The 23820-nt window shown below is 42.4% G+C and carries 19 protein-coding genes; 16 read left to right on the top strand and 3 right to left on the bottom strand.

The window, feature by feature from the left end; translation table 11 throughout:
- The first annotated feature begins 5 nt into the window (after positions 1–5).
- From B9A91_RS08285 to porN, 9 genes are all read left to right on the top strand, one after another.
- Positions 6–1643 (top strand): RagB/SusD family nutrient uptake outer membrane protein, encoded by a 1638-nt coding sequence (locus B9A91_RS08285; RefSeq protein WP_159451667.1) that lies wholly within the window; start codon positions 6–8, stop codon positions 1641–1643.
- A gap of 51 nt (positions 1644–1694) precedes the next feature.
- Entirely contained in the window at positions 1695–3044 is a 1350-nt protein-coding gene (locus B9A91_RS08280) for a TlpA family protein disulfide reductase (protein ID WP_084237885.1), read from the top strand.
- Between the two features lie 9 nt (positions 3045–3053).
- Entirely contained in the window at positions 3054–5156 is a 2103-nt protein-coding gene (locus B9A91_RS08275; protein ID WP_084237884.1) for a S9 family peptidase, read from the top strand.
- Between the two features lie 166 nt (positions 5157–5322).
- Entirely contained in the window at positions 5323–6297 is a 975-nt protein-coding gene (locus B9A91_RS08270) for a DUF4271 domain-containing protein (RefSeq protein WP_235012493.1), read from the top strand.
- Positions 6298–6315: 18 nt separating this feature from the next.
- Positions 6316–7086, top strand: a complete 771-nt coding sequence (locus B9A91_RS08265; protein WP_084237882.1) for a uroporphyrinogen-III synthase — start codon at positions 6316–6318, stop codon at positions 7084–7086.
- A 170-nt stretch (positions 7087–7256) separates the two neighbouring features.
- A complete protein-coding gene (gene porK / locus B9A91_RS08260; protein WP_084237881.1) occupies positions 7257–8624 on the top strand; it encodes a T9SS ring complex lipoprotein PorK/GldK in 1368 nt (455 codons plus the stop codon).
- Positions 8625–8660: 36 nt separating this feature from the next.
- On the top strand, positions 8661–9470 hold the full coding sequence (gene porL, locus B9A91_RS08255; RefSeq protein WP_084237880.1) for a type IX secretion system motor protein PorL/GldL: 810 nt from the start codon (positions 8661–8663) through the stop codon (positions 9468–9470).
- Positions 9471–9515: 45 nt separating this feature from the next.
- Positions 9516–11057, top strand: a complete 1542-nt coding sequence (gene porM / locus B9A91_RS08250; protein ID WP_084237879.1) for a type IX secretion system motor protein PorM/GldM — start codon at positions 9516–9518, stop codon at positions 11055–11057.
- A gap of 7 nt (positions 11058–11064) precedes the next feature.
- Positions 11065–11964, top strand: a complete 900-nt coding sequence (porN, locus tag B9A91_RS08245; RefSeq protein WP_084237878.1) for a type IX secretion system ring subunit PorN/GldN — start codon at positions 11065–11067, stop codon at positions 11962–11964.
- Positions 11965–12015: 51 nt separating this feature from the next.
- Here the strand turns inward: porN and uvrC are convergent, their stop codons facing one another.
- The 3 genes from uvrC to porW are packed head-to-tail and all read right to left on the bottom strand — an operon-like array spanning position 12016 to position 18841.
- Complete coding sequence (gene uvrC, locus B9A91_RS08240) at positions 12016–13812, bottom strand: excinuclease ABC subunit UvrC (protein WP_084237877.1); 1797 nt, start codon at positions 13810–13812, stop codon at positions 12016–12018.
- Between the two features lie 18 nt (positions 13813–13830).
- Positions 13831–16050: a transglycosylase domain-containing protein gene (locus tag B9A91_RS08235; RefSeq protein ID WP_084237876.1), complete on the bottom strand. Its 2220-nt coding sequence runs from the start codon at positions 16048–16050 to the stop codon at positions 13831–13833.
- 1 nt (position 16051) lies between these two features.
- A complete protein-coding gene (gene porW, locus B9A91_RS08230; RefSeq protein WP_084237875.1) occupies positions 16052–18841 on the bottom strand; it encodes a type IX secretion system periplasmic lipoprotein PorW/SprE in 2790 nt (929 codons plus the stop codon).
- 101 nt (positions 18842–18942) lie between these two features.
- Here porW and B9A91_RS08225 point away from each other — a divergent pair, with 101 nt between their 5' ends.
- The 7 genes from B9A91_RS08225 (at position 18943) to atpA (ending at position 23804) form a co-directional block, all read left to right on the top strand.
- Complete coding sequence (locus tag B9A91_RS08225; RefSeq protein WP_084237874.1) at positions 18943–19167, top strand: AtpZ/AtpI family protein; 225 nt, start codon at positions 18943–18945, stop codon at positions 19165–19167.
- 30 nt (positions 19168–19197) lie between these two features.
- Positions 19198–19599 (top strand): hypothetical protein, encoded by a 402-nt coding sequence (locus B9A91_RS08220; RefSeq protein WP_235012492.1) that lies wholly within the window; start codon positions 19198–19200, stop codon positions 19597–19599.
- Between the two features lie 17 nt (positions 19600–19616).
- Entirely contained in the window at positions 19617–20744 is a 1128-nt protein-coding gene (gene atpB, locus B9A91_RS08215; RefSeq protein WP_084237873.1) for a F0F1 ATP synthase subunit A, read from the top strand.
- Between the two features lie 43 nt (positions 20745–20787).
- Positions 20788–21000: an ATP synthase F0 subunit C gene (gene atpE, locus B9A91_RS08210; RefSeq protein WP_084237872.1), complete on the top strand. Its 213-nt coding sequence runs from the start codon at positions 20788–20790 to the stop codon at positions 20998–21000.
- Positions 21001–21091: 91 nt separating this feature from the next.
- A complete protein-coding gene (gene atpF / locus B9A91_RS08205) occupies positions 21092–21589 on the top strand; it encodes a F0F1 ATP synthase subunit B (protein WP_084237871.1) in 498 nt (165 codons plus the stop codon).
- 33 nt (positions 21590–21622) lie between these two features.
- Positions 21623–22171, top strand: a complete 549-nt coding sequence (atpH, locus tag B9A91_RS08200; RefSeq protein ID WP_084237870.1) for an ATP synthase F1 subunit delta — start codon at positions 21623–21625, stop codon at positions 22169–22171.
- A gap of 58 nt (positions 22172–22229) precedes the next feature.
- On the top strand, positions 22230–23804 hold the full coding sequence (atpA, locus tag B9A91_RS08195) for a F0F1 ATP synthase subunit alpha (RefSeq protein WP_084237869.1): 1575 nt from the start codon (positions 22230–22232) through the stop codon (positions 23802–23804).
- Positions 23805–23820 lie beyond the last annotated feature (16 nt).

Raw genomic sequence — 23820 nt, 5'->3', positions numbered from 1 at the left:
CTGAAATGAACAACAGATATATATTAATTGGGGTTACAGCAATAATATTGCTGTTTGGCTCCTGCAAAAAAGTGCTGGACCTAAAACCAGTTGACCAGGTAAACGACCTGGTGTTGTGGAGCAACCAGGATATGGTACTTACTTATACCGCCAATTTCTATGCCCAGATGCAAAGCGGTTTTTCTGGCCCGCATGCTGGCTCCTCTATATTTACAGGCAACCTGCTGTCTGATATTACCGATGATGCGGAGGCAAACAGCACGGTTTATAATGCTTATTGGAATGGTGCGTATGATTCTTCTAATTCACCCCTGAATGGGTTATGGACTTCGGGGAGATGGACTTACATCCGCAGGGCGAATATTTTTCTTTCGAAAATAGATGCAGTTCCGGGTAATGCGGCGCTTAACCAGCGCATGAAGGGGGAGGTTCAATTTTTGAGGGCTTATTATTATTTCGACCTGATGAACTGGTTTGGTCCGGTACCTATCATTACAGAGGCACAGACTGAACTGGATGAATCGGCTTTTGTAGCAAAAGCCAGCAAAGATCAGTTTACCGATTTCCTGGTAAATGAGCTGACTGAAGCGGCAGCGGCTTTGCCGGTTACTTACGGTACTGCTGATTGGGGAAGGATTACCAAAGGGGCGGCCCTGGCCATGAAAGGACGTGTGCAATTGTATGCCGGGCGCTGGGCGGATGCTGCGGTAACAGAAAAGGCCGTTATGGATCTTAAAGCTTATGCGTTGCAGACTTCTTACAGTGCAATTTTTGCGAATAACAACAAAATAAATACTGAAGTGATCCTTTCGGTACAGTCCAATACTGATAGGTCTCAGCGCTCACATTTCTTTGATCTTTATAACCAACCGCCGGCCTTTGGCGGAAGGGGTGGAACTTTACCTACCCAGAATCTGGTAGATGAGTATGAAATGCAGACTACGGGTTTACCTATCAGCAATCCAGCTTCTGGTTACAACAGCCAGCAGCCATATGTGGGCCGCGACCCACGTTTTGCTGCTACCGTGCTGTACGACGGGGCAACCTTTAGGGGGCGTGCCATGCAGTTGTATAACGGCGGACAGGACCTGACGGTTTCGGGTGGAATTATTGCTGGTTGGATTACCAATACTGGCTATTACCTGCGAAAATTTACCGATGAAAGCATCAATTTTGCGGATGCCAATGCCGCAAGCGGTCAGAACTGGATCCTGTTCCGGTATGCGGAAGTATTGCTGAACTATGCTGAAGCCCAGAATGAGGCCATAGGTCCGGATGCGACTGTTTATGATGCCATAAACCAGGTGCGCAAACGTGCCGGAATGCCAAACCTGCCAACTGGCCTTTCGCAGGCTGATATGCGTACCGCCATCAGGCATGAACGCAGGGTGGAGCTGGCTTTTGAAGATGCCCGCTATTGGGACGTAAAGCGCTGGAAACTTGCCGTGAATTTATTTTCGACAGCCACCAATCCGATTAAAAAAATGGAGATCGTAAGGGATGCCGTAACCGGTGTGAAAACCTATACAGTTAAAAATATTGCCAAGACCAGGGTATTCCAGGAAAAACATTATTTATTCCCATTCCCGAATACTGAGTTAAGTAAGCCAGGTAATAAAATAGAGCAAAACTTTGGCTGGTAAGTAGTGGTGGTATAAAAACAGGAAAATCAACAACACATAAAACAATAAAAAATGAAAAAAATAATTTTGTCGGCAGCAATGCTGATCAATGCTTTGTTTGCCTCCGCCCAGATGAGCGAAATCCGTGGAACCGTAAAACCGGATAAGGCAACAATAAAAGAAAACATCTCTTTAATGAAAATTGAAGATGGCCAGCCGGTAGTGATTGCTTCTACCGCACTGGCTGCTGATGGCTCATTTGGTTTTTTGTTTAAGCCAGCCTATGAGGGTTTTTATGCGGTGGGTTCTTCCGATCTGCTGAAAGGTCAGTTCCCTGTTTATATCAAAGCCGGTGATAAAGCCGAAGTAACGTTTGACAATGTAAATGCAGAATTTACAGGAACAAATACACCAGAAAATACCGTATTATCGAGATGGAGCAACCTTACCAAAAGCTTAAAAAGGAAATCGGTATATTTTATGGGATCATTTAGCACTTACGAGGATTTCTTTCCGGAGCTGACTGCTGTTGCGGCACAAACCGATGCCTTCAGAAAAACCATCCAGACTAAAAATGCGAGGTTTAACGAATTGATGAAGAAGCTGACTTTTTATGACATGGATTTTTATGCGGTAAATTTTCTGCGTACCCCACGTTCCAAACACCCGGAAAAATTGGACAGACCTGCTTATTACAATACCATTGTTGAAAAAAACAAGTTCGCTGATGATGATGTACTGAATACCTTGTATGGTGCCAGGTACCTGGGCATGTATGCTGATTTTGCTGCGGGATCGCCCAGCACAGTGGAACAAAGGCTGTCCTTTTTAGGTACTAACAGGCAAAAGGGCGAATACATTCTTTCCAATGAAGGCCGGGGGATAAAATCGTATGATAGGTATAAAGCAATGGTAGATGCCTATGGACAGTACCTGCAAAGTCCTACCCAGAAAAAACGACTGGATGAAATGAGCGCCCTGCTTTACAATACAAAGGCCGGAGGTATCGCATCCGACTTTGAGTATCCTGATAAAACCGGTAAAATGGTGTCGCTAAGTGGCCAGAAGGGTAAGGTAGTGCTGGTTGATGTATGGGCAACCTGGTGCGGTCCGTGTAAACAGCAAATTCCCGCTTTGAAACAACTGGAACAGGAAATGCATGGGAAAGATATCGTAATTATGAGTGTTTCTGTTGATGAGGAGAAGGATAAGGAGAAATGGCAGAAAATGATAGCAGATGAAAATCTGGGCGGTGTGCAGCTGTTTGCGAGTGGCTGGAGCAAAATTGCTAAGGATTATAAAATTACCAGTATCCCCCGTTTTATGGTGTTTGACAAAAAAGGGAATATCGTAACCGTAGATGCTCCACGTCCTACCGATCCTAAATTGAAAGAACTGCTGGAAGCTGAACTTAAAAAATAGAAAGACCGGATGAAAAAGTTAAATATTATAGCCCTGCTGTCAGCAGGGTTATACCTGACACCATGCACGAGCAGGGCGCAGCAAGGTACATCTGATATTGATTTTGTAAAACGTTTGCCCGTATTTCATTGGGTAGACGATAACCATTACAAAACTTATCGCATGAATGGTATGATGCGGGCTTCGGACGAAGTTATTGTTGATGTTTTAACCGGCAAAGAGACCATAACGGAACGGACAGGTCCGGTTAAGAGCAGGATTAATATAACCCGGAACGGCCTGGTCATTATCGCCAGAAAGAATGCTTCGGGGGCGGATACTTTGAAAGGGCTTCAAACGCCGGTAGTATCGCCCGATTCATCCAATATTGCCTATACGAAAAACAGGAACCTGTATGTGTATAATATTTCCGAAGGCAAGGAATGGCAGGTAACCGCTGATGGATCGGAAACAGTTTACAATGGCTGGTCATCATGGGTATACAATGAGGAAATTCTGGGCAGGGGAATGGCCTATCGTGCTTTCTGGTGGAGCCCTGATAGTAAAAAGATCGCTTTCATGCGTTTTGACGATGCCAAGGTCCCCGTTTATTACATGACAGATGATACCGGTATCCATCAGAAACAGATCGCTGTACGTTACCCGCTTGCCGGGGACACCAATCCGGAAGTAAAAATCGGAATAGCAGGCCTGGCCGGTAAAACCATTACCTGGGCAGATTATGATGCAAAGGCCGACCAGTATTTTGGTACACCGATATGGACGCCTGATGCTGAGCAGCTTTGGGTACAATGGATGAACCGCGGACAGGATACCCTGAAAATTGAAGCTATAGACCTGATTTTGGGTAACCGTAAGCCGGTATATACAGAAACACAGAAAACCTGGGTATCGCTTGACCAGGACAACAGGATAACTTTTGTTCCGGCTAAAAAGATGTTCCTGCTGATGAGCGATAAAGATGGCTGGATGCACATTTATCTGCACAATATGCAAGGTAAGCAGGTACGTCAGCTTACCTCGGGTAAATGGACTGTAACGGAAATCAACTACATTGATGAAAAAGCGGGACAGGTTTATTTTACCGGTAAAAAGGAAAATTCAACCCGTACCGATCTGTATGTGGTGAAACTTACCGGCGGAGAGGTTAAGCGTTTAACTTTTGGGGAATTTGCGCATCGCTTTGAGCTCTCGCCAAATGCAAAATATTTCATCACCACCTACAGCAACTTTAAAACCCCGGGCAAAGTTGCCTTGCTGGATACTAAAGGTAAAATGATCAGGGAGCTGGCCGACAGCAGGGGCAAAGATTATGAAAAGTATGTGGCTATAGCACCGAAATCTGAAATCATCCGTGTAAGAACAGCCGATGGTTTTGACCTGCCGGTGCGCATTTCTTATCCTGCCAACTTTAATCCAGCCAAAAAATATCCTGTACTGGCCAGTATTTATGGAGGGCCAAATTCTGTATTTGTAAATGATGGTTATTACTCGAGCTATACTGGGAAAGCGGACGAGAGGGAGCTGATCGGGGTGCAGATGGACCATCGGGGTTCAGGACATTTTGGGAAAGCAGGACAAAACTACCTGCACAGAAACCTAGGGCACTGGGAAATTGAGGATTACAGTACGGTAATCAAATATCTAACGAAAAAATATACTTTCATCGATGCCGAAAGGGTGGGTGTCAGTGGCTTCAGCTATGGCGGTTATATTTCTGCCCTTGCATTGGTAAAGGCACCAGAGTTGTTTAAAGTAGGCTTGGCCGGAGGGAGCGTTACCGATTGGCATTTGTACGACAGCGCTTATACCGAGAGGTATATGGATAGTCCGAAAGAAAATCCGGAAGGGTATAAAAGTTCGAGCGTATTTACTTATGTTAAAAGTTTGAAAGGCCATTTGAGCCTTGCCCAGGGTACCCTTGATGACAATGTGCACATGCGCAATACCATGAAACTGGTAGATGCCCTGATAGAAGCTGATAAACAGTTTGAGGTTATGTTTTACCCTGGTGCAGCACATGGCTGGTACTATCTGCCACATAAAGCTAAGTTTTATAATAATGCGAATGATAAGTTTATTAAAACTTACTTATTGCAAAAATCAAACTAGGATTGAAGTATTGATAAACCTCCGCAGTATTAATTATTGCCGGGATTTTAAAAGAAAAATTACCTTCTGCGAAGCGGCATAGCGTCTTTGCGCTTCTTCAGCGCAATTATGCAGCCGCAGAGCAGAATGGTTATTTTTTATTCCTAAGTTTGTAGCAATGGTTTTTATGCGGGTTATTTTTCTGGTCGGTTTATCTTTTGCCTTGCTTGCATGGAATGCAAATGCGCAGGTTGCAGCGCCGCTGCCAGATAGTACCGTTGTAGTAAAGAAAAAATATACCAGAATAGTAAGAGATTCTGCTTTTTATGCCAGACAGAAGCTCGTGACAGATTCTATCTTATCACACACCTGGCTGCTTCCGGATTCACTGATTGACAGAAATATCGTTATTGACAGTATTTTAAAAGCCAATACCTATGGGCGCTCTGGTTTGTATACGCGGTATAAGGATTTCAAAGCTTCCGAAAAAGTAAGCCGTTATCAGACCGGAACACCCGTGCTTAAAGGGAATCTTTGGGTATTGGGCGTTATTGCTTTATTGATGGTGCTGTTTGCTTCTTTAAAAGTGTCGTTCTCCAAACAGTTGCAAACCATTGTGCAGTCTTTTTTTAGCAACAGGATTTTAAACAACCTGAATAAGGAAGATAACTTATTTACTTCCTGGCCATTTTTGCTTTTGTTTGTGCAGTTTGGCTTCACTATCGGGATGTTCTTTTACCTGGTAACGCAGTATTATCATATGTCGTTTGCCGATACAGGTTTCCGCTTTTATGTAAGTATATCCCTGCTGATTGTTGTGCTTTATGTGTTGAAAATTGTATTGCTGCGTTTACTGGGTTACCTTTTTAATGTTCAGAAAGCTGTAAACGAATATGTTTCCATATTATATTTAAGTTATTTTAACATTGCCCTGATGTTTATTCCGCTGGTCATCGCTTTTGCGCTATCTCCTTTAAAGTATGGGCCTTATTATATTGCCATTTCCTTTATTCTGCTAATTATTGTGTTTGTTTTTCAATTTATTAGGGCAGGGGTAAATATTTTATCTCATTATCGGTTTTCAAAAGTATATTTATTTTTGTACTTTTGTGCCCTCGAAATCTGCCCTATATTAATATTAATCAAGGCGATAGGATTATAAAAGCGGTAATTAGGTAAAATGCAAGAAATGACAGACGATAGGTTACGCAAAGTTAAAAGTATATTGGTAACCCTACCAAAGCCAGAAACAGAAAAGTCTCCATATTTTGATTTGGCAAAGAAGTACAACCTGAAAATTGATTTTAGATCATTCATTCATGTTGAAGGCGTTCCGGCCAGGGATTTTAGAAAAGACAAAATTACTTTAAGCGATTTTACAGCAGTAGTATTTACCAGTAGAAATGCAGTTGATCATTTTTTCAGGATATGTGAAGAAATGAGATACGATGTTCCAGCCGATCTGAAATATTTCTGTATATCCGAGTCGACCGCACTATACCTGCAAAAATATATTCAATATAGAAAGCGTAAGATCTTTTTTGGCAAGCAGACCGCGGCAGACCTTGCCGAGGTGCTGAAAAAGCACGCCGATGAGAAATTCCTTTATCCTTGTTCTGATGTGGCTACTGAAGACACCATGAATTTCCTGCAAAAGAACGGCTACGATTTTACTCCGGCAGTGTTGTTCAGGACAGTTGTGTCTGATCTTTCTGATCTTGCTGAAGTTTTTTACGATATTATTGCATTCTTCAGTCCATCGAGTATACAGTCACTGTATACAAATTTCCCCGATTTTAAACAAAATAACACTCGAATTGCCGCCTTTGGGGTTAATACTCAAAAAACGGTTACCGATGCAGGCCTGATCGTTGATATAGCGGCCCCATCGCCAGAAGCGCCTTCTATGATTATGGCAATTGAGAATTATATAAAGAAATCGAATAAATAAAGTTTCACTGTTGCTTAACAGTTTAAAAAATTTCTCAAAAGGAGTTATCTTGGCAATAAAAATGCCAGAAATCTGCATTTTTTTATTTTAAGTCACATTTTTATGACCTAATAATTGTTTATATCAATCAAAATTGATAAAATTGTTATAAAATTGCTTGACGCTAATATATGAGAAACGTATACTTGGTTGCTTTTATTGCTATCACCGCATTATTTTCCAGTTGTGGAAAAGGAGGACAAGGCGAGTTGGTGGGAGTTTATAATAGAAAATTCAAAAACAACAGAATCCCTTTAGGGATGGTATATATCCCTCCAGGCCGGACTTTAATTGGGATGTCTGATGAGGATATCAACAACACGCAGAGTTCTCCTACACGGATGACTTCTTTCAGTGCATTTTTTATGGACCAGACCGAGATTACAAATGCCGAGTACAGGCAATTTGTAAATTGGGTAAGAGATTCTGTAGCTATAACTATGCTTGGCCCATCTGGTGCGCCTAATTTCTACAAACCAGCCCCTACAGGACCTGGTGGCGGAGCAGCCCTGGGTGCCAACAGAAATATCGACTGGAGAAAAGTGGGGAACGGTTCCGCACTTTGGAGTACAAAAAACAACGGATTGGGTAACAAGCTCAACGATATGTATTATAGCGGTGCTGATGCCCTGCCCGGCCGAAACGAAATAGACATCAGGAAACTGAAATATGCTTACAGCTATGTAAGTACCGATCTGGCCGTTGAAGGTAGAAAGGATCAGTCTAAAAAGAGACAGGATTTTATCATCACTTATACGGATAACCCAGATCCTGGTAATCCAAATCATCACCCATCTGTGGCTGTTTATCCGGATACATTAGTTTGGAAAGTAGATTATTCCTATTCCCAGAATGATCCTATGGTTAAAACCTATTTTAACCACCCATCTTATGATGATTATCCGGTAGTGGGCGTAACCTGGGAGCAAGCCAGTGCTTTTTGCGTTTGGCGTACCCGTTTCTACGAATCTGTAGCTGTGGCCAGAAAACAGCCATTAAATGCAAGACCGGAATATCAGCTGCCAAGCGATGCCCAGTTTGAATATGCCGCCCGGGGTGGAAATGTAAAAACCAAATACCCTTGGGGAGGCCCTTACGTGCGTAATACCAAGGGTTGTATGCAAGCAAATTTTAAGGTTGGACGTGGTAATTATTCTGATGATGGTGGCTTATATACGGTAAATGTAAGATCGTATTTCCCTAACGACTATGGACTGTACAATATGGCTGGTAACGTTGCAGAGTGGACTATAACAGCTTATAATCAATCGGCCGCACCAATGCTGCTCGATTTTAACCCTAACTTTACTTATGTGGCCAAAACCGGCGACAGCAAATACATGAAACGTAAGGTGGTTAGGGGTGGCTCGTGGAAAGATATTGGCTTCTTTCTTCAAAATGCCGTGGGTACTTATGAATACCAGGACCAGGCCAGATCTTATATAGGATTTAGGTGTGTTTCAGCTTATCCGGGTACCGATATTACTTATAGAAACTAAAAAACAAAAAAATAAAATTCCTTATTAACGAACAAAATGGCTGCAAAGAAAAATTTCGATTGGTTACATGTTGCAATATCCTGGGGTGCAAGTATTGTAATTGTGGGTGCACTTTTCAAAATCCTTCACCTGGGTGGTGTATGGGGAAATTACATGATTGGTATAGGTTTAGGGGTTGAGGCCATCTTATTCTTCTTAACAGGATTAAGGCAGCCAGCTCAGGAACTGCCATGGGAAAGGGTATACCCGGAACTGGATGATAATTTTACCGGCGAGTTGCCAAAGGCTACTGTTCGTCAGGCTGCTGCTCCTGCCGCGTTTTCTTCTACTGCTGCATTGGATAAAATGCTGGTCGATGCCAAAATTGGTCCGGAACTGATCGAAAGCCTGGGAACAGGTTTACGTACATTTGGGGATAAGGTTGCTGCCATATCTAATGTGGGAGATGCCTCATCGGCTACCAGCGAATTCACTGGCAAGCTAAAAACTGCCTCGGCCAGCTTTGATGCATTAAATGGTGCTTTCGAAAAGGCAACTTCCCAATTGGTAGAAATGGGCAATAGCAATACGGCCTCTACAGCATACCATGATCAGGTAAATGCTTTAGCAAAAAACCTTTCTGCTTTAAATGCAGTGTATGAACTGGAACTTCAGGATTCCAGTGCACACTTGAAATCTATGAATAAGTTCTACCAGAACCTTTCATTAACAATGAATAATTTCAATGAATCTATGGAAGATTCAAAACAGTTTAAAGAAGAAGTAGGCAAACTGGCTAAGAACTTATCTTCTTTGAACGCCATTTATGGCAATATGCTGTCCGCCATGAATCAGCCACGCATATAATTAGCAAGAATCAGTTAATATTTAACCACACAGACCTAATTAAAAATGGCCGGAGGAAAAGAGACAACGAGGCAGAAGATGATCAATATCATGTATTTGGTATTGTTGGCTATGCTTGCTTTGAACGTATCTGATACTATATTGAATGCATTTAAAAACATTAATGATAGTTTGGTGTCGTCTAAAACAAATGTAAATACAAGCATAGACCAGTTATTTTCATCGTTTCAGAATACAAAATTAAAAGATGAACCAGCTAGGGCACAGCCAATCTGGGAAAAAGCCAATAAAGCTAAATCGCTTGCTGATGAGTTGAACAATTACGTGCAGCAGTTAAAAGATAAGTTTCTTGAAGCCGGGGAAGGCATTAACGAAGAGACTGGAGATATCAAGCTGAGGGATAACCTGGATATTGCACAGAATATTATGGTTAACAAAGGTGAAGGAGCGAAGCTAAAGGCGAAAATCAATGAAACACGCGAAAAGCTGATTGCTTTGCTGGACGAAAAAGATCGTTCAGGTGTAACCTTTACGCTGGAAGCGAAGGATCCTGCAAAACCTGTAAATGGTAAAAAAGAGTGGGTAGACATCAATTTCGGAGAGGGAACCCCACTTACTGCGGCCAACACCATTCTGAGTAAAATCCAGTCGGACACAAAGAATGCAGAAGCTGAAATTGTTAAAAAGCTATTTGGAAACATGGACAAGGCTTTGGTAAACCTGGATCAGTTTGATGCGGTTGCTGTTGCACCAAGTTCATACGTAATACAAGGCCAGCCTTATACTGCACAGGTATTTTTAACTGCAAGTGATTCGAGGTCTACACCTTCCATTACCGTTAACGGGAATGCATTGTCTGTAAAAGATGGTAAAGGTACTTATACCGGTGGTACCGGAAGTGTGGGTATGTTTCGGTGGAAAGGCGTAATCAGTGTGAAACAGACAGATGGAACAGTAAAACAATATACAACCCCTGAGCAAAGTTACCAGGTAGCCAAACCTTCGGCAACGGTATCACCAGATAAAATGAACGTGATTTATGCAGGTATTGCAAATCCTTTCTCGGTTTCGGCTGCTGGTTTTCCACTGGAAAGTGTTAATGCAAGCATTTCTGGCGGATCCATCAAGAAAGTAGGAAGCGGGCAATACTCGGTTAATGTTGGTGGCGATCAGGTAGGAAAGACCTTAAGTATCAATGTTTCTGCAAGTAACGGAGGGAAAACATTAAACCTGGGCGCACAGCAGTTCAGGGTTAAGGCATTGCCTACACCAAGGGCTTATATCAAAGGTAAATCCGGAGGTAATGTTCCTTTAGAATGGATTGAAGGTGCCGGATCAATTGATACCCAGCTTGAAGATTTTGTATTTGACGTGAAATTCAGGGTGGTACGTTTCTCTGCAACCTTCATCAATCCCCGTTCGGATGCTGTTACCATTGCCAATAACGGTGGCGGTTTTGGTGGACAAATAAAAGGGGCCCTGAATTCGATTAAACCTGGTGCAACCATCATATTTAAAGATATTGTTTGTGAAGGGCCTGATGGAAGGCAAAAGGTTTTAGATGGGATTACATTTGTAGCTAAATAATATAGTGATGAGAAACATTGTAGGTATTATCGTATTTCTGATGTTGGGCCTAGGTGCTTATGCTCAGGTAAAGACTGCAGCACCCGCAACTACTGCACCTGCAGATACCGTTAAGAAGGCAAAGCTGAAGATTAAGACCCCACCAAAAGATGGGTACGCTGTGCGGACGGATGTAGACAGTAATGTGATGGTTCCTTATGCTGATGTGAGGGAAGAGGATGTGTATTATGCAAAACGCATCTGGCGTGAGATTGACCTAAGGGATACTATCAACTCCGTACTTAAAGCAGAAGATGCTAAACTAATTGATATATTACTGGAGGCTGTAGGAAACGAAGAGCTTACGGTGTACTCTCCGAAAGACACCACTGCCGGAAAGATATTGGAAGACAACGACTCATTCCGCATCGCGCTGACAGCTCAGCAGGCTTTGCAAGGTGCAAGGGGAGTAACAGAAGGTGTTGCAGACTCAGTAAGCGGTAAAATCGGTGAGCCTACATTAAGGAAACTGAGGTCTGACGAGTTTCTGAAATACAGGATCAAGGAAGACTGGATACTGGATACCAAACGTTCTATATTGGAACCTAGGATTGTAGGCCTGGCGCCGATGAAAATGGTTGAAGGGAACTGGCAACCGGTATTCTGGATCTACTATGATGACGCAAGGGAATTGCTGAGCAAAAAGCGACTGGTGAACCCCTTGAATGATGCTTCGCAGCTTACCTTTGATGATTTCTTTGTGAGACGATTGTTCTCCAGCTATATTGTGAAGGAAACAAACCCTGCCAATAAGAACATTGTGGATATACTTGGGCAAACTGATCCTAAGGATCCGAGAAAACTATACGAGTCTGAAAGGATTAAAAAGTCTATATCAGATTACGAGCAAAGTTTATGGGAATATTAGCCTTAAGCTATAATAACCTATCAAAAGCCTCAATGGATAACATTGAGGCTTTTATTTTGAGAAATAATCGAATACCGTTCTTGCCTGGGTCTTGGTAAGCACTGCTGCAAGTTGCTCTTCATTCGCCGCCTTTATTTTTTTTACAGATTTGAAGTGAAGCAGAAGCTTTTCGGCCGTACTTTTTCCAATTCCGGGAATTTGCTCCAGTTCTGTTTTTAGTGTGCCCTGATCTCTCTTTTTCCTGTGGAAGGTAATGCCGAAGCGGTGGGCTTCATCACGGAGCTGCTGGATGATTTTTAGCGTTTCTGATTTTTTATCCAGGTACAATGGATAAGGGTCGCCGGGGAAGAACAATTCCTCCAGGCGCTTGGCGATCCCGATTACGGTTACCCGCTTCTCTATCCCTAGTTTCTTTAAGCTGCTCATAGCTGATGAAAGCTGGCCTTTACCGCCATCTATAATGATGAGTTGGGGCAAAGTGTTTTCTTCTTCCAGCATGCGCTTATATCGCCTGTAAACAGCTTCTTCCATAGTGGCAAAATCATTTGGCCCCTCAACGGTTTTTACATTGAAATGCCTGTAGTCCTTTTTGGAAGGTTTGGCATCTTTAAAGACCACAATGGCCGATACCGGATATTTGCCCTGGAAATTGGAATTATCGAAACACTCTATGTGTACAGGTAGTTTTGTTAAGCCGAGGTCTTTCTGCATTTGCGAAAGGACCCGGTCTGTCCGCAGGTCTGGATTCAGTTTTTCGTACTGATTCAACTTTTCTTTTTTAAAGAAGAGTACATTTTTCTGGGACAGTTCCAGCAATTTCTTTTTTTCGCCCAGTTTTGGGACAGTGAACTTCAGGTTTTCGTCGGCCAGCGTAATATCAAAAGGAACGATAATTTCTTTTGAAGTACTGTTAAAGCGGGTCCTGAACTCGGTAATGGCAATGGTGAGCAGCTCTTCATCCGTCTCGTCCAGGCGTTTCTTGATTTCAATGGTTTGGGTCTGGATAATGCTGCCGTTCATTACTTTTAGGTAATTTACGAAGGCATAGCGTTCGTCTGAAGCAATGCTCACCACATCGACATTGGTAATGGCACTGTTTACCACGGTAGACTTGCTCTGGTATTTTTCCAGTACCAACAGCTTGCGCTGGTATTGATGTGCATATTCGAAATTCAGATCCGCAACGGCCCTTCCGATTACCTGTTTTACGCTTTTGATGACGCTGCCGATCTTGCCGTTTAGGATATCTTTGATCTCTTCGATGTTGCTGCCATAGTCTGCCTCATTCTGATAGGCCTGGCAGGGGCCCTTGCAATTGCCGATCTGGTATTCAAGACATACCTTGAATTTCCCATCGTCAATATTTTTAGGCGTAAGGGGCAGGTTACAGGTACGGAGCGGATAAGTCTCTTTAATCAGGTCCAGAATGGTATGCATCATACCTACCGAAGCATATGGGCCAAAATACGTGGAACCGTCTTTTATCATTTTTCGAGTCCAGTACACCCTTGGAAAAGGTTCTTTTTTAATGATAATCCAGGGGTAGGTCTTATCGTCCTTGAGCATGATGTTGTACCTGGGCTGGTGCTTTTTGATGAGGCTGTTTTCCAGCAGCCAGGCATCAATTTCGGTATCAACGATGGTAAAGGTAATTTTGCGGATACGGGAAACCAGTACTTTGGTTTTCCCGTTCATCTGGTTGTCTTTGTTGAAATAAGAACCTACACGGTTTCTCAGGTCTTTAGCCTTACCAATATATATGAGTGTGCCATCTGTATCCCAATACTGGTAAACGCCAGGTTTATGGGGTATATCGGTCAGGGCCTTTTTATAATCGAAAGCACTCATATGGGTAACAAATAGGAATTAAAAGCCCAGCTTCTCGTCGAGCTCAGTTTTTTGCTCCTGCTGCTGGTATTGATTGCAATCGTAGGTAATGGACACTCCATTTTTAGGGACTTCAAAATCTGCCTGCGAAATTTTTAGTTTTGGATTGGCATAAACACGCTTCATAAAGCCCGCAAAAATAGGCAGGGCAGTAGTGGCGCCATCACCTTGTGCAGTGCTGATAAAATGAAAGGCCCGATCTTCACAACCTGTCCAGACCCCGGCAACCAGTTGTGGTGTAATGCCCATGAACCAGCCGTCGGAGTTATTTTGTGTGGTCCCGGTTTTGCCGCCAATAGCACCTTTGACACCATATTTGCCTGCCAGTCGCCAACCGGTTCCGTTGGTTACCACACCCCGCAGCATGCGGGTCATGACATAAGCAACTTCTTCATTCATGGCAGGTACGGGGATAGGCTTTTCACTGTACAATACCACGCCGTTGCGGTCTTCAATCCTTAGGATATAAGTAGGTTTAGTCCACACTCCTTTATTCGCAAACACACTGTATGCACCTACCATATCGTAAACCGAAGCATCGAAGGAGCCTAGGGCGATAGATGGATAAGCTGGCACATCAGAGGTGATCCCCATTTTTTTAGCCAGGGTGGCTACAGCAGTAGGACCAACCTGTTTCATCAAATAAGCCGCAATGTAGTTTTGTGAAAGGGCCAGGGCCTTTTGCAGAGTGAGGTAACCAGGTACCGTTCCTGAAGATCTTGGTGTCCATGGCTGGCTTCCCGGTACTTCTATGGTTACAGGCTCGTTAAGCACGCTGAAACAAGGCGAATAGCCATTTTCGATGGCGACTGCATAGGTAAAAGGTTTTGCTGTAGAGCCTACCTGCCTGGTACCCATTTTTACCTGATCGTATTTAAAGTGTTCGTAGTTGATGCCGCCCACCCATGCTTTAACCAGGCCGGTTTGAGGATCCATGGCCATCATGGCGTTTCTCAGCAGCATTTTATAGTATTTTACGGAGTCAATAGGCTTCATCAGCGTATCAATGTTTCCTCTCCAGGTAAAGATGCTGAGTTTGGTTGGGGTGTTGAAATCTTCCCGGATCTCTTTTTCAGACTTTCCTTCCAGTTGAAGTGCTTTATACCTGTCGGATCTTTTCATCCCCTGCTCGATCTGCATTTCCTTACCTTTAAAGGGATTGCGTCCCTTCCAGCTTTTTAGGAACGAAGCCTGCAGTATTTTCATGTATTCTTTCTGGGCTTCTTCGGCATACACCTGCATGTCGTAGTTAAGCGTGGTGTATATTTTGAGTCCATCCCTGTCCAGATCGTAGGGTACGCCATTGTTTAATATAGAACGCTCCTGAAAGATTTTTTTGATATCACTTTTTAAGACTGTTCTGAAATAAGGGGCAATTCCATCATTTACAGTCGCCGCGCTAAACCTTAATCCCAATGGCTTTTCTTTTTCTGTATCGAGTTCCTGCTGGCTAAGCAGGTCTGCTTTCACCATTAAGCCCATGATGGTATTTCTGCGGGCCAGTGAACGTTCAGGGTTGCGGGTAGGAGAATAGCGGCTGATCCCTTTTAGTATACCGATCAGGGTGGCCGATTGGCCTACGGTTAATTTATCTGGGGTGGTATTGAAATACACCCGCGCAGCCGATTTGATGCCGTAGGCCTGGTTTCCAAAATCAACAGTGTTGAGGTACATTACCAGGATCTCTTCTTTGGTGTAGTTGCGCTCTAGTTTAACGGCAATTACCCATTCCTGGAACTTCTGAAGGATACGTTTGAGGAAATTCTTCTGACGGCCTTCTTCGGAGAACAGATTAAGGGCCAGTTGTTGGGTAATGGTACTTCCGCCTTGTTTTTTACCAACAATTGCATATAAGAATATGGTAAAGGTACGTTTGAAATCTATACCCGAATGCTCTTTAAAACGAACATCTTCTGTGGCAATTAAGGCATTGATGACGTTCGGAGAGATCTCCTGATAACTTACACTGGAACGGTTCTGAACAAAATAAGTTCCCAGAACACGGCCATCATCGGCCAGAATTTCTGAAGCCTGGTTGCTTTTGGGATGCTCGATATCCCTGAATGAGGGCAGCTCACCAAATAAGCCAAATCCAATTGCTATAATGAACAGTGCAAATAATATCATCCCACCGATCAATAACTTCCATAATCCATAATTATACTTCCTGATGTCCTCTTGCGAAAGTTTTTTGTTCATTTTAATAATTGTTTTTATAAAATTCCAGGTATTTGTTCAGCAGGTCTTTACTGGTTAATTTATCGAAGTTCTCCTTGCTGATGATAAAACTGGTATATAGGTCAGCCTGCACCTTCATGATTTGTTTGAGCTGAGGGGTTATTCCATCAGCATATGTTTTTGCGTCCTCAAAATTACTAAAGTTCCCTACATATATGAGCTGATCATTGTCAAATTCTTTTAACTGGTGTTTTAGATTCTGCCCCGCATACTTGCCCCGGTTAAATTGTCCAATACCAAAACGCGAAGAACTAAGGGTTAGTGTGGCGTCGGCCACATCAACTACATAATAGTATACGGCGGAAACTGCTGTGCTAAAAATCCCTTCTGTTTTAACCGGCACAGGTGTTATTGCCACAGGTTTACCTGTTTCGGGCTTTGGCACTGTTGGCGATGGGGGTGTTATTGCTGCAACAGGGTCTGCTTTAGGGGCCACAGGCATAGCGTCATCAGGTAGTTGATTGTTCGCCGCAACCGGGGGCTGATATATGCTAAACGGAGGTTCGTTAGGGTCAAAGTCTAACAGGGCGATTTTTCTTTTTTGAAAATCGGTCAGATGAGCATTGATATAGGCGATATGGTCTTTTACCAATGGCGTAATCAGCTGGTCATCGGGATAAACGCTGATTAATGAGTTAAATGCAGTTAAAAGCGTATCTACATGACTTGTACGTCCAATGGAAATAGCTTGCAGGTAAGCGTATTGGGGTGCCAGGTAATTCTCCTGTGCGCTAATGAGCGTTCTGTTCACCTGTTGTATTACACCTGCAAAATCCTTTTTCTGGTATTGCTCAAAGACCTCATTGTAATTCTTATTGATGGCGGTTTCCCTTTCTGTTTGTTTGAGAGAGAATGAAGGATCCATAATAATTTTTGCATAATTGGAATTTGGAAATCCTTTGAGTACCCTGTTCTTATAGTCGTCTGATTTTGCTGCGTCCTTGTTTTTGTTGATCAGAAACAAACTGTAATAGACAGCTGCCAGATGATGGTTCTCCGGAAAGCGGCTTAACAGGATCTGGTAAACGGCTTCTGCTTCTGCCGGATCGTTCAGTTCCTGTAAATAGAAACTGGCGATATCATAGTAGGCATCAACGATCTTCTGATTGGATCTGCCCAGCAATTCTGGTGTCAGGGGCAATGCATCTGTATAGGCTTTTATATCGGCAGTTCTGTCTGCAGCAGGCTCTGGCTGTCCGGCGTTTGATGCGGCACCATTGGAGGTATTGTTCGCAATGTCCTGGGTAATGGTTTGTGCTGATGAACGGATGCTCTGGCGCCAGTTGTTCTCTAATTTTCTGTTTCCCCATTTTTTCTTGAAATCAGAAAAGCCTTTGCTGATGGCGGCCGCATTACTGAAATAGAAGGTAGATGAAGACTGTCCTCTGCCCGGAGTGTTCTCGTTTAAACGCAATGGATTGCTGCCGGAAGTGGCAGCTGCTTCAGTAGCAGGTGCAGATTTTTCGACCGGTGTAAAAATAGCCTGAATTTTGGCCTGTCTTTGCTGTTCGGGAAGACGGGCAATTGTCTGTAGTGTATCTTCATCGGCAATAATTTGATAGCGTTTGGTTAAATACTCCAGGTTTTGATTTTTTTTTACAATTGCATCATAACCTGGGTAATGCTTGGGTAAGGTATTTACCGCACTGTCGTAATACAGCTTTGCATTGAGGTAGTTGCGGAATTGTTTTAAATCCAGATCGGCCAGCTTTAAATAGGAAATGCCTTTCTGGTATTGGTTTTTTGTACTTTTCTGAACCGACAGCAGGTAATATTTTTTTGCTTCATCGTAAGCACCGTCGGCCAGGAAGCTCTCTGCAATCTGGTAATAAATCTGATCCGTATAATCTTCATTTTTATCGTCCTTTAAAAGGCGGAGGAGCTCATCCTGTTTGTTGATAGTCTTGTTGCTGAGTAGGGCATTTAGTTTGATTCTGCTTAGGTTGGCATTAAAATACATCTCGAAGGGCGCACTACTCTTTTGAACCCTGCGGTAATTCAACATTGCTTCAGGGTAATTTTTTTGCTGTTCCGAAAGCTGGGCAAGTATGTATGTCCATCTTATTTTATGCTGACTGTTGTTGCTCGCTTTGATTGCATCTTTCAAAAATGAAATGGCTTCAGGCATTTTTTGCTGGTATATGCACATCTGGGCAAGGGTGGCAAGTGGCTCCGCAGAATTTTTCTTCAGGTCGGTTAGTGCATACACCATGGTATCGAGCACCAAATTTGCTTCCGTTAACCGTCTTACCTGCATCAGGCTGCGCGCTTTCCAGTTCAGTGCTTCTATAAAACTCCTGGTATTCTTCCTGTAAGTTTTTGCTGCATAATCGAAATATTCTGCTGCATTGAAATAGTTCCCTTTAAAGAACTGCGCTTTTCCCAATAGGATATAGGCATCGTCAAGATAATTACTGTAACTCTTCTCCAGAATAATCACCTGTGCTTTTTTGATGATATCGTCCATCGCCTTATCGGCTCCGGAGCCGCCTTTTACCATAAAAGTTTCGTCAACTTCGGGGCCAATGTAGACAGGAAGCACCTGCTCATAATTATCGGCATAGGTTTCAGTAAGTTCCTGCTGGTGGCTGTCGAGTATTACATTTGAATTGTAAATGTAATTGTAGCGGGCAGTGAGGTTTTGCATACCTCTTCCTGTGGCAGTATCTTTTTGCGCGCCGCAGGAAGAGATTATGCTCAGGCATAAGCTAAATAATATTACCTTTAAACCGTGAATAGCGTAATTTTTCAATAGGATGAGTTAAAGCTTATAAACAATAAAATACATACAAAAGTATTTTATTCATCCATAACTTCTTAACAAAAGATATTTTATTTATAAGGCCTATGAATATGAAAGATCCTGAACAGCGGAAAAAGGGCTTAAACACCTTTGCAAGGTATTCTTCTATCAGTTTTCAGATGATTGTAGTGATTGGTGCTTTTGCCTTTGCGGGCTATAAAATTGATGAGTGGAGAAATTCAAAGACCCCTATCTTTACTGCGGCACTGAGCCTGGTGGGTGTGGCTGTTGCCATGTACCAGGTTTTTAAACAATTGAATAAAAATGATTCCTGATTGTTGAATCCGATAGTTATATATACTTTTGTGAAAAATATTAAATTGAGCCTAATCAAGTTTACCCTTTCGTATTTAGTATATACAGCCATTTTAGGTCTTGTTGCTTATTTTCTGCCCTTAGCTCTTCCCGGTGTGAAGTTATTGGTTTCTAAATTCTGGGTATTGTTTATCTTTTTGGCAGGCATCACTTTCATCGCCTATATTCTTGCTGATTTGGGTATAAAAAGGAATCCTGAAGCCGGAATTATGGCCATTATGGGGTCAATAGCACTGAAGATGCTTTTTTCTATGGCTTTTGTGCTGATTTACAGTCAAAACACTAAAGAAAAAGGGCTTGTTTTGGTGCTGAATTTTTTTTCTTTATATTTATTGTTCAGCTTCTTTGAAATATACTCTTTGTTACGTAACTTGCGCCACCAAAATAAATAGTAAAAATCTGCGACTAAATGGATTGTAGCCACGTTTTTAAGTTTAAAGTGAATAGGTTAATTGTTGTTTTTGCGCTTTTTTTAGCGTTTTTTTCTGTTACGTCGCCAGCTTTTGCCCAGGTTGACAGTGCTGTAGTTTCACCAGATTCTGTTGCCTTAGCCACTCCTGCACATGCCGGGCAACATGATACGTCACATGGAAAAGAAAAATTTGAACCTACAAAGGTAATTATGGAGCACATTGCGGATTCGCATATGTGGCATTTATGGGGGCACACTTCCTTACCACTTCCGGTAATTGTTTATACACCTGCAGGTTTGGATATGTTCTCTTCCGGTCATTTTCATCATGGAGAACACGATTATACCAGTGCAAAATATACTTACCGTTTAGTAGAGGACAAAGTTAAGATTGTGGGTGCTGATGGTCAGGTTGATGAAGCACTGTCGGCTCAGTTGCTGGATTTCTCTATTACCAAGAACGTTGCGGCAATGTTTGTTGCTATCGCTGTTATTCTCATTGTGTTTATCTCTGTCGCATCGGCTTATAAAAAACGCGTAGGTAAAGCGCCTAAGGGTTTACAGTCATTTATCGAGCCGATCATCCTTTTTGTAAGAGATGACATTGCAAAACCTAATATCGGTCATAAGTATGAAAAGTTTATGCCATACCTGTTAACCGTATTTTTCTTTATCTGGATCAACAACATGCTGGGTTTGGTTCCTATTTTTCCTGGAGGTGCAAACGTAACCGGTAATATTGCCCTTACATTTGTACTGGCGATAGGTACCTTGCTGATTGTGAACTTAAATGGCAATAAATACTATTGGAAACATATCCTTTTGCCGGATGTGCCATGGTGGTTGTATCCAATTATGATCCCTGTAGAGCTTATCGGTGTAATTTCTAAGCCTTTTGCCTTGATGATCCGTTTGTTTGCCAACATCACGGCTGGTCACATCATTGTACTGAGCTTAATTTCACTGATCTTTATATTTGAAACTTTGGCTATGGCGCCGGTATCAATTGCATTCGTGTTATTTATGGATGTGCTGGAATTGCTGGTAGCGTTTTTACAGGCCTTTATTTTTACCTTGCTTACTGCGCTGTTTATTGGAATGGCTGTAGAGGAGCATCATCATTAATTAGAAACTATTTTTTACAAATTATATATAAATTAAATTAGTTATGGTAGGTTCAATCGCGGCGATAGGTGCCGGTTTAGCAGTAATTGGTGCCGGTATCGGTATCGGTCAAGTTGGTGGAAAAGCAATGGAAGGTATTGCTCGTCAGCCAGAAGCTGCATCAAAAATTCAAACTGCGATGATTATCGCTGCTGCCCTTATTGAGGGTGCTGCTTTATTCGGTGTGGTAGTTTCATTATTAGGCTTACAAGTTTAATAGCAAACAGAATTATTTTTATGATCAGGAAAATAACGGTTGGTTATTTTCCTGATCTAAATTAAAATTACATTAAGAAAGTTAAGAACATATGAACCCTTTAGTTCTCCCAAGTATAGGATTAGTTTTTTGGACAACAGTAGCTTTTGTTGGTCTGTTGATTTTGCTTAGGAAATTTGCCTGGAAACCAATCCTGGCTTCCATTCACGAGCGTGAGCAAAGCATCGATGAGGCTTTAAATAAAGCTGAATTGGCTAAGCTTGAAATGGCACGTTTAACTACTCAGAACGAAGAGTTGATTAAACAGGCTCGTGCTGAGCGCGACCTGATCCTTAAGGAAGCAAAGACGCTGAAAGATAATATTGTTAATGAGGCTAAAACGCAAGCGCATAACGAAGGTGCCAAACTGATTGAAAAAGCAAAAATTGAGATCGAGAATCAGAAGAAAGCAGCTTTAGCGGAATTAAAAAGCCAGGTTTCCACTTTATCACTGGATATTGCTGAACGCGTATTGCGTAACCAGCTTCAGGATAAAGCTAAGCAGGAGGATTTAGTTGCTAATCTTTTAAAAGATGTTGAATTAAACTAATTGGTTTTTGTTTAGCTAGATATACCCCAAAAAATGTCAGAAAATAAAGCAGCATCAAGATACGCCAAATCATTAATTGATCTCGCAAAGGAGCGGAATGCCCTTGAGGAAATTAAAAATGATATGGTTTTTTTAGAGCAAGTGATCGATCAGAATCCGGAGCTGGAAGCCATTCTTAGAAATCCTATTGTTCCTTTGGATAAGAAATCAGGGATCCTGGAAAATATACTTGGCGCTAAGGTTAATGAAGCTACCAAAGCTTTTGCAAAGCTGATTGTGAACAAAGGACGCTCTGCAATTCTATTTGATATATCAAAATCATTTATAGCACAGTATAATGCCCTTAAAGGGATCGTAACTGCTTATGTAACTACTGCTACCGAGCTTACTGCCGAAAGCAGGGCGGAGATTGTAGCTATCGTAAAAAAAGAAATTGGTGCCAACGAAGTAGTAATCAGGGAAAAAGTTAATGATAAACTGATAGGGGGCTTTATTTTGAAAGTTGGTGACAGGCAGTTTGATGCCAGCATTGCCAGCAGTTTAAATAAACTTAAAAAAGAATTTGCCCAGGGGATTGCGTAATCCTGAGGGAAGATATAGATAACAAATACTGAATTTACAAAAGAAATAATATAAAATTATGGTAGAGGTAAGACCAGACGAAGTATCGGCAATTATCAGGCAACAATTGGCGGGCTTCAAATCAGAAGCAGAACTTGAAGAAGTTGGTACTGTATTGCAGGTGGGCGATGGTATTGCTCGTGTTTATGGTTTAACTAAAGTTCAATCGGGCGAATTAGTTGAATTTGAAACCGGCTTACAGGGAATTGTTTTGAACCTTGAAGAAGATAACGTGGGTGTGGTGCTTTTAGGCCCATCCGACAATATCAAAGAAGGGGATACGATAAAACGTACTAAAAAAATTGCCTCTATTAAAGTTGGTGAGGGTATGTTGGGTCGTGTTGTAAATACATTAGGTGAGCCAATTGATGGTAAAGGACCTATCCTTGGCGAAACCTATGAGATGCCGATAGAGCGTAAAGCTCCTGGGGTAATCTACCGTCAGCCGGTTACCGAGCCTTTACAAACTGGTATCAAAGCTATAGACGGCATGATTCCAATTGGCCGTGGTCAGCGTGAGTTGGTTATCGGTGACCGTCAGATTGGTAAAACTGCCGTTTGTATCGATACCATCATTAACCAAAAAGAATTTTATGAAGCAGGAAACCCTGTATTCTGTATCTATGTTGCCTGCGGACAAAAAGCAAGTACTGTAGCAAACATCGTACGTACTTTAGAAGAGAACGGTGCGATGCCTTATACTGTAGTTGTTGCTGCTTCTGCTGCTGAGCCTGCTCCGCTGCAGTTTTATGCTCCTTTCTCTGGTGCAGCTATTGGTGAGTTTTTCCGTGACACAGGAAGGCCGGCTTTAATTGTTTATGATGATCTGTCTAAACAAGCTGTTGCTTACCGTGAGGTTTCTTTGTTGTTGCGTCGTCCACCAGGCCGTGAGGCTTATCCAGGAGACGTATTCTATCTGCACAGCCGTTTATTGGAGCGTGCCGCTAAGATCAACTCAAACGATGAGATTGCAAGGGACATGAATGATTTGCCTGAATCATTGAAAGGTATCGTTAAAGGTGGTGGTTCATTGACCGCACTTCCGATCATCGAAACTCAGGCTGGTGACGTTTCTGCATATATCCCTACCAACGTAATTTCAATTACGGATGGTCAGATCTTCCTGGAAAGTAACCTGTTTAACTCTGGTATCCGTCCGGCCATTAACGTAGGTATCTCGGTATCACGTGTAGGTGGTAACGCCCAGATCAAATCGATGAAGAAAGTTGCCGGTACTTTGAAGCTGGATCAGGCGCAATACCGCGAGTTAGAGGCTTTCTCTAAATTCGGTTCTGACCTGGACGCGGCTACGAAATCAGTATTGGATAAAGGTGCACGTAACGTGGAGATCTTAAAACAAGGTCAGTTCTCGCCAATGACTGTTGAAAAACAGGTTGCGATCATTTACGTGGGTACCAAGAACCTGATGCGTTCTGTACCTGTAAATAAAGTAAAAGAATTTGAGGCTGAGTACCTGCAGCAACTGGAACTGCGTCATCCTGATACCTTGAAGGCTTTAAAAGCTGGAAAATTTGATGACCAGATTACTGGTGTACTGGAAACTGTAGCAAAAGAGCTTTCAAGTAAATACTAATCACCAGGTACTATCT

The sequence above is a fragment of the Pedobacter africanus genome (assembly GCF_900176535.1).
Lineage (GTDB): Bacteria > Bacteroidota > Bacteroidia > Sphingobacteriales > Sphingobacteriaceae > Pedobacter > Pedobacter africanus.
This window is presented reverse-complemented; position numbering and strand designations above follow the sequence as displayed.

What these genes read in the sequence shown, in the direction of transcription:
- B9A91_RS08285 (WP_159451667.1), top strand. Translation starts at nt 6, where the DNA reads ATGAACAACAGATATATATTAATTGGGGTTACAGCAATAATATTGCTG.
- B9A91_RS08280 (WP_084237885.1), top strand. Translation starts at nt 1,695, where the DNA reads ATGAAAAAAATAATTTTGTCGGCAGCAATGCTGATCAATGCTTTGTTT.
- B9A91_RS08275 (WP_084237884.1), top strand. Translation starts at nt 3,054, where the DNA reads ATGAAAAAGTTAAATATTATAGCCCTGCTGTCAGCAGGGTTATACCTG.
- B9A91_RS08270 (WP_235012493.1), top strand. Translation starts at nt 5,323, where the DNA reads ATGCGGGTTATTTTTCTGGTCGGTTTATCTTTTGCCTTGCTTGCATGG.
- B9A91_RS08265 (WP_084237882.1), top strand. Translation starts at nt 6,316, where the DNA reads ATGCAAGAAATGACAGACGATAGGTTACGCAAAGTTAAAAGTATATTG.
- porK (WP_084237881.1), top strand. Translation starts at nt 7,257, where the DNA reads ATGAGAAACGTATACTTGGTTGCTTTTATTGCTATCACCGCATTATTT.
- porL (WP_084237880.1), top strand. Translation starts at nt 8,661, where the DNA reads ATGGCTGCAAAGAAAAATTTCGATTGGTTACATGTTGCAATATCCTGG.
- porM (WP_084237879.1), top strand. Translation starts at nt 9,516, where the DNA reads ATGGCCGGAGGAAAAGAGACAACGAGGCAGAAGATGATCAATATCATG.
- porN (WP_084237878.1), top strand. Translation starts at nt 11,065, where the DNA reads ATGAGAAACATTGTAGGTATTATCGTATTTCTGATGTTGGGCCTAGGT.
- uvrC (WP_084237877.1), bottom strand. Translation starts at nt 13,812, where the DNA reads ATGAGTGCTTTCGATTATAAAAAGGCCCTGACCGATATACCCCATAAA.
- B9A91_RS08235 (WP_084237876.1), bottom strand. Translation starts at nt 16,050, where the DNA reads ATGAACAAAAAACTTTCGCAAGAGGACATCAGGAAGTATAATTATGGA.
- B9A91_RS08225 (WP_084237874.1), top strand. Translation starts at nt 18,943, where the DNA reads ATGAAAGATCCTGAACAGCGGAAAAAGGGCTTAAACACCTTTGCAAGG.
- atpB (WP_084237873.1), top strand. Translation starts at nt 19,617, where the DNA reads ATGGATTGTAGCCACGTTTTTAAGTTTAAAGTGAATAGGTTAATTGTT.
- atpE (WP_084237872.1), top strand. Translation starts at nt 20,788, where the DNA reads ATGGTAGGTTCAATCGCGGCGATAGGTGCCGGTTTAGCAGTAATTGGT.
- atpF (WP_084237871.1), top strand. Translation starts at nt 21,092, where the DNA reads ATGAACCCTTTAGTTCTCCCAAGTATAGGATTAGTTTTTTGGACAACA.
- atpH (WP_084237870.1), top strand. Translation starts at nt 21,623, where the DNA reads ATGTCAGAAAATAAAGCAGCATCAAGATACGCCAAATCATTAATTGAT.
- atpA (WP_084237869.1), top strand. Translation starts at nt 22,230, where the DNA reads ATGGTAGAGGTAAGACCAGACGAAGTATCGGCAATTATCAGGCAACAA.